This window comes from Streptomyces sp. NPDC057617, assembly GCF_042800555.1.
In the GTDB taxonomy this organism is placed as follows: domain Bacteria; phylum Actinomycetota; class Actinomycetes; order Streptomycetales; family Streptomycetaceae; genus Streptomyces.
On the sequence record NZ_JBHVGV010000001.1, the window covers coordinates 1,170,477 to 1,187,058 of the forward strand.

11 protein-coding genes are annotated in these 16,582 nt (G+C 69.8%); 5 read left to right on the forward strand and 6 right to left on the reverse strand.

Annotation, left to right across the window (positions count from 1 at the left end; all coding sequences use genetic code 11):
• Nucleotides 1-46 precede the first annotated feature (46 nt).
• The 6 genes from ACFU9P_RS05085 to ACFU9P_RS05110 all read right to left on the reverse strand — a co-directional run bounded on the left by ACFU9P_RS05085 (nt 47) and on the right by ACFU9P_RS05110 (nt 7,675).
• Nucleotides 47-922, reverse strand: coding sequence for an anchored repeat-type ABC transporter permease subunit (locus tag ACFU9P_RS05085; RefSeq protein WP_384077929.1), 876 nt, complete (start codon nt 920-922; stop codon nt 47-49).
• A complete protein-coding gene (locus ACFU9P_RS05090) occupies nt 922-1,788 on the reverse strand; it encodes an anchored repeat-type ABC transporter ATP-binding subunit (protein WP_384077832.1) in 867 nt (288 codons plus the stop codon). The genes ACFU9P_RS05085 and ACFU9P_RS05090 overlap by 1 nt, the downstream gene beginning before the upstream one ends.
• The gene (locus ACFU9P_RS05095) at nt 1,785-3,425 is read right to left on the reverse strand and encodes a TIGR03773 family transporter-associated surface protein (RefSeq protein WP_384077833.1); all 1,641 of its coding nucleotides are present in this window, start codon (nt 3,423-3,425) and stop codon (nt 1,785-1,787) included. Before ACFU9P_RS05095 ends, ACFU9P_RS05090 begins: the two co-directional genes overlap by 4 nt.
• Nucleotides 3,426-3,490: 65 nt before the next feature.
• Complete coding sequence (locus tag ACFU9P_RS05100) at nt 3,491-5,062, reverse strand: anchored repeat ABC transporter, substrate-binding protein (protein WP_384077834.1); 1,572 nt, start codon at nt 5,060-5,062, stop codon at nt 3,491-3,493.
• A gap of 91 nt (nt 5,063-5,153) precedes the next feature.
• Nucleotides 5,154-7,004, reverse strand: a complete 1,851-nt coding sequence (locus ACFU9P_RS05105; protein WP_384077835.1) for a choice-of-anchor M domain-containing protein — start codon at nt 7,002-7,004, stop codon at nt 5,154-5,156.
• Entirely contained in the window at nt 7,001-7,675 is a 675-nt protein-coding gene (locus ACFU9P_RS05110; RefSeq protein ID WP_384077836.1) for a choice-of-anchor M domain-containing protein, read from the reverse strand. Before ACFU9P_RS05110 ends, ACFU9P_RS05105 begins: the two co-directional genes overlap by 4 nt.
• A 230-nt stretch (nt 7,676-7,905) precedes the next feature.
• On the opposite strand from ACFU9P_RS05110, the gene ACFU9P_RS05115 reads away from it, so the two are divergent.
• From ACFU9P_RS05115 to ACFU9P_RS05135, 5 genes are all read left to right on the forward strand, one after another.
• Complete coding sequence (locus ACFU9P_RS05115) at nt 7,906-9,039, forward strand: pentapeptide repeat-containing protein (RefSeq protein ID WP_384077837.1); 1,134 nt, start codon at nt 7,906-7,908, stop codon at nt 9,037-9,039.
• A 299-nt stretch (nt 9,040-9,338) separates the two neighbouring features.
• Entirely contained in the window at nt 9,339-10,349 is a 1,011-nt protein-coding gene (locus ACFU9P_RS05120; protein WP_384077838.1) for a hypothetical protein, read from the forward strand.
• A gap of 840 nt (nt 10,350-11,189) precedes the next feature.
• Entirely contained in the window at nt 11,190-13,499 is a 2,310-nt protein-coding gene (locus tag ACFU9P_RS05125) for a HAMP domain-containing protein (RefSeq protein WP_384077839.1), read from the forward strand.
• 61 nt (nt 13,500-13,560) lie between these two features.
• Complete coding sequence (locus ACFU9P_RS05130) at nt 13,561-14,640, forward strand: C40 family peptidase (protein WP_384077840.1); 1,080 nt, start codon at nt 13,561-13,563, stop codon at nt 14,638-14,640.
• A 488-nt stretch (nt 14,641-15,128) separates the two neighbouring features.
• Nucleotides 15,129-16,484 carry an NtaA/DmoA family FMN-dependent monooxygenase gene (locus ACFU9P_RS05135; protein WP_376379354.1) on the forward strand — a complete coding sequence of 452 codons (1,356 nt, stop codon included), beginning with the start codon at nt 15,129-15,131 and terminating at the stop codon, nt 16,482-16,484.
• Nucleotides 16,485-16,582: the final 98 nt, after the last annotated feature.

The window sequence follows — 16,582 nt, forward strand, 5'->3', positions numbered from 1 at the left end:
AACACGTGCACGCCCGTGGAAGGGGTCCCTGCCTGTCGTAGCCGCGTCACGTGGCCGGTGACGGACTCTCCGCCGCACGTCCCCGCCGCAGCCGCAGTGCTCTGGCCAGCGGGCCGTGTCGTGGTGCCAGGCACCATACGGTCGCGAACACTCCGGTCAGGACGACCACAACCGATCCTCCGGCCGCGAGGTCATAGGCGTACGACACATAGAGCCCGGCCACACTCCCGGCGCAGCCGATCGCCGACGCCAGCAGGGTCATCGACCACAGCCGTTCCGTCAGCATGCGTGCCGTCGCGGCCGGGGTGATGAGCAGGGCCAGTACGAGGATGTTGCCGACGGCCTCCAGCGACATCACGATCGTCGCCGTGACGACGACGTACAGCGTCAGATCCAGCCGTAGTACAGGCAGTCCTGCCGCCCGTGCCGTCTCCCGGTCGAGCGAAACGGCGACCAGTTCCTTGCGGAGTACCAGCACCAGCGCGACGAGCACCGCGCCGATCCCGGCCACCGTCCACACGTCGCCCGAACTCACCGCCAGCACCTGTCCGAAGAGGAACGACGACAGGTCCGTCGTCCAACTGTCCCGAGTCGATACGAGGACGATGCCGAGGCCGAACGCGAACGCGAAGAACACACCGATGACGCTGTCCTCCTTCAACCGCCGGTTCTGCGAAACGACCGCGATGAGCACGGCCGTGGTGATTCCGGCGGCCGCTCCGCCGAACAGCAGACTGCCGTTGAACGCGTACGCGAGTGCCACCCCCGGAAACGCGGAGTGCGCCACCGCGTCCCCGATGAACGCCATCCCGCGCAGCACCACGAACACACCGACGACACCGCACACCAGCCCGACGACGGCGGCGACCGTGAACGCCCGCTGCATAAAGGGAAGTTCCCAGGGCTCCAGCAGAAACTCCATCACAGCGTCACCGCCTTGGCGGGGACGGAAGTGGGATCGGAGCCGGAACCGGTGCCGGTGCGGGTGCCGGTGCCCGAGCCCGAGGTCGCCGAGTTGGTCGCCCGTGCCCGGTCCAGTCCGAAGGCCCGCAGCATCTGTTCCGGGTCCGAGAGCAGTTCGGGACCGCCCTCGGCCACCACACTCCGGTTGAGCAGCACCACACGGGTGCAGGAGCGGGCCGCCGCGGCCAGGTCGTGGGTGGTCATCAGCACCGCCCGCCCCTCCTGCGCCAGCCTCCCGAACAACGCGCCGAGCACGTCCTGTGTCGGTACGTCGACTCCGGTGAACGGCTCGTCCAGCAGCAGTACGTCCGGCTCGGTGGCCAGGGCGCGGGCCACCAGGACCCGCTGCCGCTGTCCGCCCGACAGTTCACCGACGGGGCGTCTCCGCAGTGCGGTCAGCCCCGTACGCTCCAGCGCCTTGTCGACCGCGGCCCGGTCGCGCGCCCCGGCTCGCCGCAGCCAGCCGATCTGCCGGGTACGCCCCGACAGCACGGCAGCCGTCACATCGACGGGGAAGTCCCAGGCGAACTCGTGCCGTTGGGGTACGTAACCGATGCGCGCCCGCGCGGTGACGGTGCCGGATGCCAGGGGCAGCAGGCCGAGGACGGCCCGTAGCAGCGTCGTCTTCCCGGCGCCGTTCGGCCCGAGCAACCCGACGAGTTCGCCCTCGCGCACCACGAGTCCCGCCTCGCACACGGCGAGCCGTCCGCCGAGCCGCACGGAGACGGCGTCGACGACCAGCGGCGCGGGCGGGGGTGGTTCCGCGTCGGCGGGTTCAGCCGTAGGAACGTCGAGCCCGTCGCCCGTCATGCCATCGCTCGTCATACCGTCCCCCGTCGGCCGCGCCGCGTCACAACCACAAAGCCCGTGCCCACCGCGGCGAGCCCGGCCGCCGTCGCGCCGATCAGCAGAGGACCACCGGCCCCGGTGTGCGCCATCGCCCCGGACGTCCCGCCGTCGGCCACCGGCGCCCCGTCACCACCGCCGCCGTCATTGCCACCGCCGTCATTGCCGGACGAAGCCCCGCCGTCGGCACCGGAGTCCGCTCCCGGCTGTCCGACGCCCGGGTTCCCCGAACCGCCGCCGGGCTGGACCGTGTTCGGATCGGTCGCCCCCACCACGAAGGTCACTGTCTCCGTGTCGCTGACCGAGGACCCGCTCGCGAGTGTGCCCGACATGGTGAACGTCAGCCGGTACACGCCCTCCTTGCCGAAGGCCCAGCCGCCGTGCGCGTGGGTGTTCTGCGGTACGTCAAAGGCATCGGGCACACCGTCGCCGCTGTTGAAACGGATGGTCGCGCCGGACATCCCGTCGTAGTTGTAAAGCGCGAAAACACCGGGTCCTTCGGCCTTGGCCAGCTTGAACCCGACAGCACCCTTTGTCCTGCCCGGCTCGATGTTCTCCGTGGACCAGCCGGGCCACAACTGCCCGTCCTGCTGGACCTGGTCGAGCAGCCACACCGGGTCGCCCGGCCTGCCGAGGAACGCGAAGTCGTCGCCGTCCGGGATCTCCTTCTTCGCGGCGGGCTTGACGTGCAGGACCACCGACGACGGCTCCCGCCAGGTCGTCTCCCCGGCCACCGTGCCGTCCTTGATGTGGATCTGCATCTTGCCGTCGACGACCCGGGCCGCGAAGTCGATGTGCCCGTTGTCGAGCACCTTCTTGGCGGTGTCGGCCTTTCCCTCGGCCGTGCCCTTGGCAGTGTCCTGAGCAAGCCACGCGCCCGACACCTGTGCTTCCGGCACCTGTGCTTCCGAGAGCTGCCTCGCCGCCGAAGTCAGCGTGCGGGTGCGGCTTTCCGGTGTGTGACTCTGCTGTGTACGGCTCTCCTGGGTACGGCCCTCCGACGGGGACGCGGTGGGCCGGGACGGCAACGCGGGTACGTGCGCAGCGGCGTCCCCGACCCGTACCTCGTACCGTACGGACGCCGCGAGCGCCTCCCCGTTCCGTTCCCGCGCAGCCGCGGTGAATGTCAGTGTGTACGCTCCGGCCGCGTCAAAGGCCCACCGGGTGTCACCACTCGCGCCGGCCGGCAGATCGTAGCCGTCGGGCAGACCGTCCGCGCTGTCGAACCGCACCAGCGGCCGTGCGCCCGCCGTCTCGTACACGGCGACCGTGCCCGGCCCGTCCACGGCTGCGAGCGACCAGCGCACCGTGTCGTCCCGTACGCCGCCCGGCGCGATGCCCGAGGTGTCCCAGGGCGCGTCCGAGATCTCCCAGACCGTTGTGCCCGGTGTGCCGAGGAACTCGTACGCGGGGTCGTCCGGCACCGCCGTCCGGTGTGTGTCGTCGATCGCGACGAGCCCGCCACGCCCCAGTCCGAGCCCTTGCTCCCCGAGAGTGATCCGCGCCTGCGGAACCGCAACCGCCGCTTCCGGAGCGCCGGCGGCCGCCTGTGCCGTGCCCCCGTTCGCCGGTATCACCGCGGCGGCGACGGCCATCGAAGCGGCGGCAGCCGCCACGACCGACCCCCTGCGCACGCCCCGCGTACCCCGCGTATTCCTCGTATTCCGTTCGCCCGTCACCATCAGGCACTCCTCCCCAGGCACCGAGCCAGCTCGCGCGCGTTGTGCCGCATCATCGATATGTAGTCGTGGATCTTGTCGTCGAACGAGTCGCCGTAGATGGTGCAGACCCGTACGCCCTCGTCCCGGGCGACCTGGCGCAGCACATCGGCGCGTGCGGCGAGATTCGGTTCCAGGAAGACGGCCGGGACCTGTTTCTCGCGGATGGTGGCGCCGAGCGCGCGCACTTCTGCCGCGCTCGGCTCCTGGCTGGGGACCGGTACGACGAAACCGACGACCTCCATCGCGTACGCCTTGGCGAGATAGCCGAAGGCGTCATGTGTGGTGATCAGCTTGCGGCGGTCCGCCGGGATGGCCGCGAGCTGCTGGGCGACCTCCTGGTCCAGCGCGCCGAGCCGCTTCAAGTACCGTGCGGCATTGGCCTCGTAAACCTTGCGGCCTTCCGGATCGGCCTTGATCAGTTCGGCCTCGATGCGTCGTACGTACGCCTCGGCGTTGGCGACGTCCTCCCAGGCGTGCGGGTCGAGGTCGCCGTGCACATGCTTGCCCAGCACGGCCTGCGGCAGCACCCAAACATCGGCGCCGGGCGTTCCGAGAAACCGGAAGGCGTCCCCCTTCGGCACCTGCGCCCTGGCGCGGTCCGGTACGGACATCACCACCTCGCCGGCCGGGTGATGGGTCCGTTCCCCGGTCTCCGGGTCGTCGACGCGTACGTACACCTGCCCCTTTTCGGCGTTGAGCGCGACGTCGGCGTGCCCGCCGTCGAGGACCGTACGGCCCGTGGACGCACCGGATGACGACGGCGAACCGTGTGACGTCGGCGAACCGGACCCGGCCGGTGAGCCGCCGACGTCGAAGGTCACCGTGCCACGGCCGATCTCCGCGGTCTTCCCGTCGAGCGTCTCGGTCCGGCCCTCGACCGTCAGCCGGTACGTTCCGGGCTTGCTGAACGACCAGTTGACATGCGTGTGGGCCTCGGGCGGCAGTGTGAAGGAATCCTTGGCGTCGAAGCCGTCCGTGGAGTCGACACAGCTCGTGGGGTGGCCGAGTGTGTCCGTCAGATAGACGTGCAGGTCGCCGGGTCCGGTCATGCCGACGGCGGTCGTACGTACCTGGGAACCCTCGCCCGTGACCTCGCCCTCCACTGCCCAGCCCAGCCAGAGCACATCGAGCCCGAGGTCCTCCTTGAGCTTGATCACCGAGCCGCCGTACTTCTCCAGCGTCTCGGTGATCGCGACCTTCGGTGTGCCCTCGCGGGTGTTGGTGTGAACCATCTTCATGATCCCGGGCTCTTCGAGCAGCAGTCCGTTGCTGAACACGAGATCGGCCCGTGCCACCTTGACCGCGTCGCCGGGGCTGGGTTCGTACGAATGAGGGTCGCCGTGGTGCGGCACGATCGACGTCACATCGACCCGGTCGCCGCCGACCTGGCCGACCAGGTCCGCGATGATGGCGGTGGTGGCCGAGACGGTCAGCACACGGTCGGACGCGCCGGGTTGTGGGCGCCCGCTGCACGCGGTGAGCAGTGCGGACACCACGGCCAGCGCGGCGGACAAGCGGAGTGGGGCCCGCATCGGGCTCCTCCCTTTCCTGGGTTGGGGGCGGGGTGTGAAGGGGTGTGTGCCCCGGGGCCGTGCCGACGAGGGCCCAGCCCCGGGGCAGGTGTCAGGCCTTTTCGGGCTCTGCGCCCGGGACATGCTGCGTACGGTGGCGTCGGCGTACGACGAGGAAGGCGACGCTCCCCACCACAACACCGGCGACGGCCCCTGCGAGGGGCACCAGCACACCGGCGCCCGTCGCGGCGAGCCCGCCCTGCGGGGACGTACCGTTGGGGGACGTACCGCTGCCGGACGAACCGCCCTGACCCGGAGGACCGCCGGAGCCGGCGGCCGTTCCCCCGTCTCCTCCGTCTCCCCCGTCGGAACCGGGGACCGGCGGGCTGTCCGGCGGGCTGCCGGATCCGTCCGGATCGCCCGTCGAGGGTGTCACGGGGGACGAGGCAGTGGGTCCGCCTCCGTCTCCGCCCGCGTCCCCACCCCCGTTTCCGTCGCCGTCCCCGTCACCCGGAACGACCGTCGACGGATCGATGTCCCCCACCGCGAATGCCAACGTCTCACTGTCGTCGACCTTCGTACCGTTCGCGAGGGTGCCGCTCATGGTGAAGGTCGCCCGGTAGACGCCCTCCTCGGTGAACGCCCATACCGGGTGCGCGTGGGTATGGGTGGCGAAGGAGAAACTGTCCGGCAGCCCGTCACCGCTGTTGAGTACGTTGGTGAGCCCGCCGAGGCCGCTGTTCTGGAACACGGCCAGCCGCCCAGGCCCACGCACCGCGGTCAGTTCGTACGTCAGATCTCCGCGGAAGTCCGCCGGGTCCAGCTCCGTCGAGCCCCAGCCCGGCCAGACCAGCCCCGGCACCTGCTGGTCGGGCAGCCACCACACCGGGTCGCCGACCGTCCCCAGGAACTCGTAGCCCGCGCCGATCTTCCGTTTGGCCTGCGGTTTCACATGGATGACAACGCTCTCCGGCTCGCGCCACACCAGGGTCTCGTACGCGCCGTCCTTGATCTGGAACCGCAGGCCGCCGCCGACCAGCCGGGTCGCCAGGTCGATGTGCCCGTCGTCGATGACGTACCCCCTCGGGGGCGTCGGGCCGGACCCGGAGGACGTGGGTGCGGGAGTCGGTGTCGATGTCGGTGTGAGTGTGGGAGTGGGAGTGGGAGTGGGCGTGGGCGTAGGTGTGGGCGACGGGGTGGTCCCGTCGCCGGGCAGCACCTGCCCGGGGTCGATGTCGTCACCGACCACTACGGAGACGGTCTCCCTGTCGACACCGCGTGTGCCACCCCCGATGTCGACGGAGATCTCGAAGATCAGCCGGTAGACCCCCTCCGCCGTGAAGCCCCACATGGGCGTGAAGCGGTCGGCGTCGGGGAGGGTGAACGACGTGTACTCCGGCAGCCGTTCCACAAGCAGCGGTTCGGCCTGGGCACCGTTCGCCCAGTCCCACGAGAACATGGCGAAGTCGCCCGGGCCCTGGACCCCCGCCAGTCGTACCTCGGCCGACTCGGCCTGCGCGGACGGGAGTTCGGCGGTGCTCCAGCCGGGGTCGAGGTCGAAGCGGTCGTCGGAGCCGACGCCGTTGAGGAGCCAGACGGGATACCCCGGGGTCTCCTCGAAGATCGGTACGGGTTCGATCATTGCGCCGTCGATCGTGTACTCCGTCTCCGGCTTGGCATGCAGAACCACCGTCGAGGGCTCCCGCCACACGGCGCTCCCGCCCTTGCCGCCGGTACGGTCGGCGATCCGCAACTGGGCCGTACCGTCCACGATCCTCGGCGCGAAGTCGATCTCACCCTCGTCCAGCACGACGCCGAGCGGAGCCGCGCTCACCGCTGCGGCCGGGCTCGCCGCCACGCTCCCTCCAGCGACCGCGGTGAACGCTCCGGCGAACAGGGCCGCCGCGGCCGCGACCACGGCCCCGGCGCGCAGCGGCCCGTTCATCCTGGGAGTAGTCGTCACGGCTTGACGGAGAAGACGTACGACGCCGTGGCGGACGGGGTGGCAGCGCCGAGGGTGGTGCCGCTGACCCGGAAGGTGAGCCGGTAGGTGCCGGCCGCCTCGAAGGCCCAGTTGTAGTGGTTGTGGGCACCGACCAGGAACGAGCGGGAGTCGGAGGCGGTGAGACCGTCGCCACCGTCGTAGAACTTGGTCACCGCGGAGCCGGACACACCGTACACACTGACATCGGCGGTCGTGTCCTCGTAAACACCGTCGCCCGCGGCGTCGTACTCGGCGCCGGTGAGTGTGAACGTCACGCGGTCATTGGTGAACACTCCCGTGGTCAGGTGCTCGGTGGAAATGCCGGGCCACAGCACGCCCTTGGCCGCGGCGGCGGCCTGGTCCTGCGGCAGGATCCACACGGTGGAGCCCGTGGCACCGAGGAAGTTGTACGCGGCGCCCGCGGGTCTGACCGTCTTGGCGGCGGCCGCCACATCGAGCCGCACGTCGGCGGGGTCGTACTCGACGTCGGGCGTCACCGATTCGTCGTGCACATGCAGGCCGAAGGCCGCGCCGTCGTACTCGGCGTCCAGTACGTCGACATGACCGGACGACAGGACGACCGGAGCGGCGGCGGTGGCCGTGGCGAGCCCGGCCACGGCGAGCGCGGCGAAAGCAGTGCCAGAAACCATCACAAAACGCTGAAGAGCAGACACAGATGTCCCCCAAGGACAGGTATGCGCTTGACCAAGGCCGGTCAAAGCAACTAGCAAGACGATAATCGTTTTCATTAAGAATGACAACGGCCCCCCTGCTCCTTTGTCGGAGCACCTGCGTGCCGGTAGGTTGCTCGTCACCAAGTCCTTGGGGGGGCATATTGATGCGCGGCGGCAGGTGGTGGGCGCTGCTACGGACTGCGGTCATGTTTGTCGCCGTCTGCGGTGCCGCCATCGGTGTCGCATACCTCCTCCTTCAGTGGCTTCCGCATCAACTGGCCGATGCGGAAGCAAAACAGTTGAAGCCGGTCGAGCGCCTCAGCCACCTCAACAATGTGCGGGGCATGGTCCTGCAGACCGCCGCCGGGCTGGCCGTTCTCGGCGGGCTCGTCTACACGGCCAGGGGCTATGTGCTGTCCCGGCAGGGGCAGATCACAGACCGGTACGCCGGCGCCGTCAGCCAACTGAGCAGCGAACATCTGGATGCCCGCCTGGGCGGTGTGTTCGCTCTGCAAAGGCTGGCCGGCGACTCCCGGCAGGATGCGGCCTCGATCGCCCAAGTGCTCTCGTCCTTCGTGGTACGCAGGCGTCCGGTCGGGGATCTGACGCCGAGCCACGGAGTGACAGTGCTCGCGGCACCGGGTCCGCCGGCGCCAACGCCCAGGCTGGAGCCGGACGTTCAAGCGGCGCTTGACGTACTGGGAGCGATGGGACCGGCGACTCGCGTTGAACTGGCCGAGGCCGATCTGAGAGGCGCCGAGTGCCTCGGGCTCTCCTTCGAGCGAGCGGACATGCGCCGCTGCCTGCTGCGGGGAAGCGACCTGCGTCGGGCCGCCCTACGTGAATCCGAACTCGACGGTACGGATCTCAGGGGCGCCCGTCTTGAAGGTGCCAACTTGGCGGGGGCGCGCCTCATACGGGCCGACTTGCGCGGGGCAGAGATCAGAGAGGCCGTGTTCACGGACTGTTCGCTGTCCTCGGCCCGGCTGGAGGAGGTGTGGGCGTCCTCGGTCTCGCTACGAGGGGCGGATCTGTTCTCCGCACGGCTCGACGGAGCGCGCCTGGACGGTGCCGATCTACGCGATGCAACGTTGATCAACGCGCGTCTCGTACGGGCCGATCTCACCGGCGCCAACTTGTCGGGGGCGGATCTGCATGGTGCGGATCTCGCGGGCACCGTCCTGGTCGCCGCCGACCTCAGCACCGCCCAGTCCCTCACCGTCGAGCAGTTGAACTCGGCTGTGCTGGGCCAACTGACGCGCCTGCCGGCCGCGCTGAGCCACCTGTTGAACGAACTCAGCAGGACCGATCACCCTGGCACAGGTATCGGCATCACATGACGGAGAAGTAGTTGAGCGCCACGAGCACACCGCCCCCGCACGGCCCGGATCCGGCCGACGCGTCCGGTGCCGGAGGCCCGTTGCCTGCCCGGGCATTCGTCCGGCAGGCCCGTCTCCTGCCCTCCGATGTCCCCAAGGACCCCGTGACACTACGACCCCCTCCCGTCTTCGGGAAGCGCTCCTGGAGACAAGGGTGGCTGTGGCCGGGGCTGTTGGCCGCGCCCGGCGTGGTTTCCTCGGGAGCGCTGCTCCTCGTGGCGGACGGTGTGATCGGTCGACTCGTTGGCTCCGTCGCCCTCGTGACCGGCGTCGCCACCGCGCTTGTTGCCGCACTGACGCACAGGTCAGGAAGTGATGCCAGGCATCTGGCTCAGCAGCGCCGGCCGTATCTCCGATACCTCACCGACACCCGCCGCCAGCTGTTCCGAACGGCCTCGCTGCAACGGGAGGCCGTACTGTGGTTGCACCCGGAGCCGTCGGAGTTGCGCGCCGTCGTGGCTCGCCGGGTGCAGCTCTGGGAGCGGAGGTCCGAGCACAACGATTTCGCTCAGGTGCGGATCGGCACCGGAAAACTGAGGCTCACCACACGACTGATGGCCCCTGACATTCCGGCCGGAGCCGATGCCGTGTGTGCCGACGGGCTCAGTTCACTCGTCCAGGAGTACGGAACACTGGAAGAAATGCCCATAGCCGTAAGCCTCCGCGGCTTTCACCACATCCACATGCGCGGCACCGACGAGCACCACGTTCGCGACCTCGTCCGGAGCATGCTGGCGCAGTTGGTGACCTTTCACGGGCCGGATGACTGTCGCGTACTGGTTTACGCCCCCGTGGAGCGGTCGGACGAATGGGAGTGGATCGACTATCTGCCCCACGCCAAGCCGCTCTCCACCCCAGAACTGTCCCCACGCGTAACCGCTCTGGCAGATGACACGACGGGGCTCACCCAGCTCCTGGCCGGACTGCGCGACCGGGCCCCGTTCTCGCGGGACGGCGCGTGCCCCCACGTCGTTGTCGTGTGCGACACCCTCCCCATTCCGCCCGAGGCGGAGTGGCTCCTCAGCGAGGGAAGAATCGGCGTCACACTGATCAGACTTGTCCCGGACACTCGGCCCGGCGTCTCGGCCGACTTGGAGATCACCGTCACCGACGGCCGTATGATGGCGGGCCGCCGGACGGAATACATCGGCCAACCGGATGCCCTGACCACCCGCCAAGCGACCCGTCTGGCACGCGATCTGTCCCGTTTCCACCTGAGCGAGGACGAGGCGGGGGACGGCGCCGGCAACACTGCTCAGAGCAATGACTGAACGTCACATGCCCAGGTGTGCCCAGTGATCGGGCCTCGTCCCACCAGCGCGCGGAGTGTCACGCCGAATTGACCCGAGCTGCACGAGCTTCCGGGCGTCCCGGACGCGTCCGTGCACGGCAGGGACCGCCACAGAAAGACCCGGCTCGCGCCGTCGACAATCCCGCGTGGCAGCTACGCCGTCGCTATCAAGCCACCCGCCGGCAGGCTCGTCAGGATTGCGGTTTTTCACGGTCAAGAATTGCTCCATACAGTGTACAAAATACTACGTGAAGTTACCCCGCGCGCCTCATTCGCCGCTCAACAGACGCCGTACCGCTCCGCACACCTCCCCCCACACTGCTGCCCGCGCCGTCTTCCGTGCTGCCGTGACGGTCTTCGCCATGGCCGCCGCGGACTGCTCCCTGCTTGGTTCCGGTGACCCGGGTGGTGACGGGGACGGGAGGCGATACGCGGACGAGCAACTCGCCCGTTACCGGCCGGCCTTGGACCGTAAACAAGGGACCATGCCGAACCGGGGCGGGGCCGAGGACGGGCTGACGTCCCTGGAACAGCCCGATCGGCGAGGAGCCCGATCAGTCGACGGCGCCGCCGGTTTTCGGCCCGTCGGGCGAGCGTGGAGCCCTGTGCTCCCCGGTCAACACATCTAATTCAGGCCGCATCGCGTACCAGATCGATTGTGTACAACCGATTCGACACCGTGGCCGGTCGTCATGTGGCGGAAGAGCCGTATCCGTCAGTCGTCGCGGGACCCTCCGTCCCTTCCCGTACGTCCGCTACGTCCGCGCGCACGCCCGCGCGTGATCCGGTGCCGGCCGCACCACACTGAGGGAGGCAACTCATGGCCATTTCGTCTACGAAGCGGCGGCACAAGGTCAGTGAACGGGCCGGTATGTCGCTCGTGGGCGGCGTCCGCCCACCGATCACCGTCCTTGCGGCACTGCTTCTTGTGCTGTCCGGCCTCACCGCCCTGGGCTTAGGCAGGACCGCCCCGGGACTGAGCGATGCGGAGGCGCTCCCCGAGGCGGTACGGATCTCCCAGCAGCATTTCGCCGAGGACGGTGCGATCGCGCTCCGGGCTTCGCTGGACGAATCGATCACCGACCTCGAACGGACCGCGTCGCTGTTCAACGCGGGCGACCCGGTCTCCGCCGACACCGTCCTGGACAAACTGGGCAACGTCTACCAGAAGTGGCGCGGTTCGGCGATCGTCGAGATCAAGTCGGGCAAACTGCTGGCCACGCGTGGTGAAAACGTACCGCTCCTCGCCGTCGACCTGCAGAAACTCTCCGACGAGGACGGGCTCGCGCCCCGCCTGATACGACTGGAGAACGGCGAGACCCGGCTGCTGACCTTCGCCCTGCTGTCCTGGGAGGGCCGGCCGCAGCAGCTGCTGATCGCCTCGAACAGTCTGAAGGTCCCCGGGGTGAGCCTCGGCAAGTTCCGGGCGATCGCCGTGGCCGACGCGGGCGGTACGGTCCTCAGCAGCGACGGCCCGCAGACGCCCGAGGAGGACGACTCGGACATCCCCGACGGGGAGGCCGGGCAGACCGAGGAGCAACTCCGCGCCTTCGCCGAGCGTTCCGCCGGGATGGCCGAGCAGAATCCGCTCACCACCAGGGAACCCGGCTCCGGCGGCTACCCCGGGGTCAGTGGGTCCATGACCGGCTCCACACCGCTCGCCGGGGAGCGTCCGGTCGCGGGGTACGCGACGCTTGCCGCGCCGGAGGCGGGCGGCAGCACCGACGCCACGGGGCTCGGTCTCTCCGTGGTCACTCTGGTGACCGTGCCGGAGAACACCAGCAGGCCCGACGACCCGATGTTCGGTGTGTGGTCCGCCGGTGCGCTGCTGGTTGTCGGTGCGCTGGCGGTGGCCCTGCTGCTCGGTACGGTCCAGCGCCCCCTGCTCCGGCTCGTCGCGGAGAGCCGCCGCCTCATGCGAGGGGACCTCACCCGTCCGGTGACCGTGCCCCGGTTCGGTGAGGCGCGCCGGATCGGCGACGTGCTCGAACAACTCCGGCTCCAACTCCTCGGCGCCTCCGCGCCCGGCGCGAGTACGCGCGGAAAGCGGCCGCGTGGGCGGTGCGTCGGCACCCGGGCACTGCTCGCCGGTGGCGGGATCCTGTTACTGGTCTGGTCGGCTCCGATGATGCTCGTACTCAACCGGGCCGGGGACACCCTCATCGTGCCGCAGCAGCTGGTGAGTGATCAGCGGGACCGTACCGACACGGTGACCGACCGGGTGCGGCGTGCGCTGAACGAGGGCTATGCCGACCTGCTGTCCGTCGCCACCCTCATCGGGGACCAGACCGGGGCCGGGGACATGACGACCGTCCTCGAACGCACCATGACCGAGCACCCCCGCTACAGCTCCCTGTACGTCCTCTCCCCCGACGGCACCGTCCTCGCCCAGGCCGGCGACAGCCCCGCGGACCCCGGCGCCAAGCGTCCCGGCAACGAGCCCATCGCCGTCCTCGGGGACGGGTCGAAGGAGCCGCGGATCACCGGATACGCCGAACTCCCCGGCCGCGACGGCGCCCTGGTCGTGGGCCAGTTCCGCATCGACTTCCTCAACTCCCTCCTCAAACGCCCCGGCCTCGGCCAGGTCCGCATCGTCGACGCCGAACACCGGGTGCTGGGCTCGAACACGGGTTACCGGGCGTTTGAGAAGCTGCCGTCGGCCCGGCTGGAGTCGCTGGTCGAGGCCACCAACCAGAAGGCCGGCCTGAGCACCCGCCCCAGCGGGGTCCTCTTCCGCGACGGCGAAGGCGTCCAGCTCGCGGCGGCGGCGCCGTTCGCGGGCGGCGGGGCGGCGAAGTCGCTGGGCTGGACCGTGGTGAGCTGGCAGCCCGCCTCCGCCCTCGCCATCCCCGAATACAGCGCCCAGAACCGCACCGTCCTGGCCGGACTCCTCGGCGTCACCGCGGCCGCCGCCTGCCTCGGCTGGCTCCACATCGTCGTCGCACGCCCCCTGCGCGCCCTGGCCCGCCAGGCCGAGACACTCGCCGACGGAGACCGCCGCACCGTCCTCTACCCGCGCCACCACGACGAGGTCGGAGCCATCGCCCGCTCCCTGGAACTCCTGCGCCAGCAACTCCAGGAACAGCGCAGACGCGACACCGCGCCAACGGCCCTCGCCGAAAGGATCTGACCGACCGTCGTCCGCCTGACTCACCCACCCCCCACCCACCCCCCACAGGAGTCCCGTCCTCATGAGTGCCAAGCCCAAGCGCGGCCGCCCCGTCCTGCACGGCGTGACCGTCATCGCGCTGCTGGCCGGCAGCGCGTACCTCACCGTCGAACTCCGCAAGGACGAGCAGGCCAAGGCGCCCGCCGTCCAGGCCATCACCGACATCCCCCACCTGAGGTCGGGGTCTGCCACGACCATCGGCTTACAGACCTGGGAGCGGCTCACGAACCCGGACCGCTCGGTGCTCCGGATCGGCGACGGCGACATCCTCGCCACCTTCACCGACGGCGCGCGTACGGCGACCCTCACCGGTCCCAGCCGTACGTTCCGCGAGCCGGCCAACACCTCGTCCCGGGTGGTCACCGAGAACTGGGTACGGCTGATGCCGGAGGCGTGGACGAAGGGCGCCGAGAAGGAACAGTGGTTCAAGGACTGGTTCGACGAGTACTACGGCAGCGAGCGGGACGACCTCTTGGCGATCGCGTTCCAGTACGTCGGGGGCGCGCCGGTCAAGAGGGACGACGAGGGCGTACCGTACGCGGGCGACGCCGCCTACGGTCCGCTGAACCCGGACAGCGGCGAGCGCGAGGGACTGCGCCTCGAAGAATCCGACTTCTACGACTACCTCGGCATCCCTTACACCTTCCGCGACGGCACCACCAAGCAGCCGGAGGCCGCGCGCTACCGCTCGATCGACTGCTCGGGCTTCATCCGCACGGTCTTCGGCTACCGCGGCCGCTATCCACTGGCGGCGGCCGACGGTGCCGGCGAGGGACTGCCGCGCACGGCCAACGGGATGGCGCGCTCCACGGCGGGCGTGGACGTCATCGGTCTGTCCGGCCGCGCGCCGCAGTACGAGCGCCCCGAGACCATCGGTGTGCTCCAGCCCGGCGACCTGGTCTTCTTCAAACTCGACGCCTGGACGAAGTCCCGCCTTGACCACATCGGCATGTACCTGGGCACGGACACGGACGGCCACCAGATCTTCATATCGAGCAGGGAGGAGGTGAACGGTCCGACGATGGGCGACGAGGGCGGCGCCTCCCGCCTGGACGGCGACGGTTATTACGCCGCCGCGTTCCGCAGCGCGAAACGCCTCTGAACCGGCGGGCGGCCCACGGCGTTCGACGGGCGCTCCACGGCGCTGGACGACGGCCTGGCCAGGGCATTGGTTTCGGCCCTGGCCAGGGTGCGGTGGTACGTCATCCCGCCCAATGAGACACCAATTGGTGTCCATTGACAGTCGCTGACGGCTGCCCCCAGGATGTGCGGCATGTTCACGACGCACCCCGGTGTGGCCTGCCGCTACGTGGATCTGCGGCGCACCTCCAGCGCCCTCTGTCGCTGATCGCCGGCCGCCCACGGCCCGCAGCCGCCTGACCGCCCCCGGCAGCACCGGCCGCCCGCCGCCCGGCTGAACCGCGCTCGACACCCCGCGCCTCCCCTCCGCGCTTCGTCGCCTCCTCTTCACCGCCTCCCGGTCCGCCCCCGCGAACCCGTCGACGCCCCATGCCCCGAGCGCGGCATGCCCGGCGGGCGTGCACCCACGCGCCGCCGCACTCCTGAGCCCACCACAGACAGGGAGAAGCCATGTCCCGCACGATCCATCTCGCGCTCCATCCGTACGGCGTCGGCGGCCCCGGCCAGCACGGCCTCTGGAGAGACCCTCGTATCGCGAAGAACGCCAGCATCGACATCAACTACTACATCCGGCAGGCCCAGGCCGCCGAACACGCGCTCTTCGACGCCCTCTTCGTCGTCGACAGCCAGTTCATCAACGCCACCTATCCGGCGCACTACCTCAACCGGCTGGAGCCGCTCACCCTGCTCTCCGCGGTCGCCACCCACACCAGGCACATCGGCCTGGTCGGCACGGCCAGCTCGACATACAACTCGCCGTTCAACCTCGCCCGCCGGTTCGCCTCACTCGACCACATCAGCGGCGGCCGTGCCGGCTGGAACGTTGTGACCAGTTTCGACACCGGCACCGCCAGGAACTACGGGCTCGACGAACACCTCGACTACACCACGCGTTACGGCCGCGCCCTGGAGTTCGTCCAGGTCGCCCGTGGCCTGTGGGACTCGTACGAGGACGACGCGTTCCCGGCCGACGTGGCACGCGATGTCTTCCTCGACCCGGCCAAGCTGCACGAACTCAACCATGCCGGCGAGCACTTCAAGGTCGCCGGACCGCTCAACATCTCCCGCTCGCCCCAGGGCCAGCCGGTGATCTTCCAGGCCGGGGTCTCCGAGGAGGGCCGCGATCTCGCCGCGCGGGTCGCCGAGGGCATCTACGCGCCGGGCGGCTCCCTGGAGCAGGCGCGGGAGTACTACGCGGACATCAAGCGGCGCACCGCCGCCCACGGCCGCGACCCTGAACACATCAAGATCTTCATGCACGGCGGCCCGGTCGTCGCCGCCACCGACGAGGACGCGAGGCGCCGCGAGCGGGAGATCTTCGAGGAGGACAACGACTTCGACCGCAATCTCGCCCTCCTCGGCCGCTCCTTCGGCGCGTACAACTTCAGCCGCCACGACCTGGACGCGCCGTTCCCGGACGTCGCCCACCTCGCGGAGAAGGGCGGCCGGACGGGCGCCGCCAGGATCATCGAACGGGCCGCCGCCGAGGGTCTGACGCTGCGTCAGGTGGCCGAGTCGGTCAACCAGTTCCGCCGCTCGCCGTTCGTCGGCGCGCCGGAGACCGTCGCCGGCACCATCGAGCGGTGGTTCGACGCGGGCACCTTCGACGGCATCAACCTCGCCTTCCGTACCGACGACGATCTCGGCCTCTTCGTCGACGGCGTCGTCCCGATCCTGCAGAAGCGCGGACTGTTCCGTACGGAGTACGCGGGCGACACCCTGCGCGCCAACCTCTGCCTCCCCGTCCCGGCCAACCGCCACACCCCCGAGCCTGAGTCCGGCTCCGGCACCGCGGCCACGACGTGACCGCGGTGGCCGTGGGGGTTTTCTTCGGCAACCAACACACCCAAAGCACCCCTCTTGCTTTTTGTTTCCCCACTGCCCCAGACTAAGACCCCCTCTGG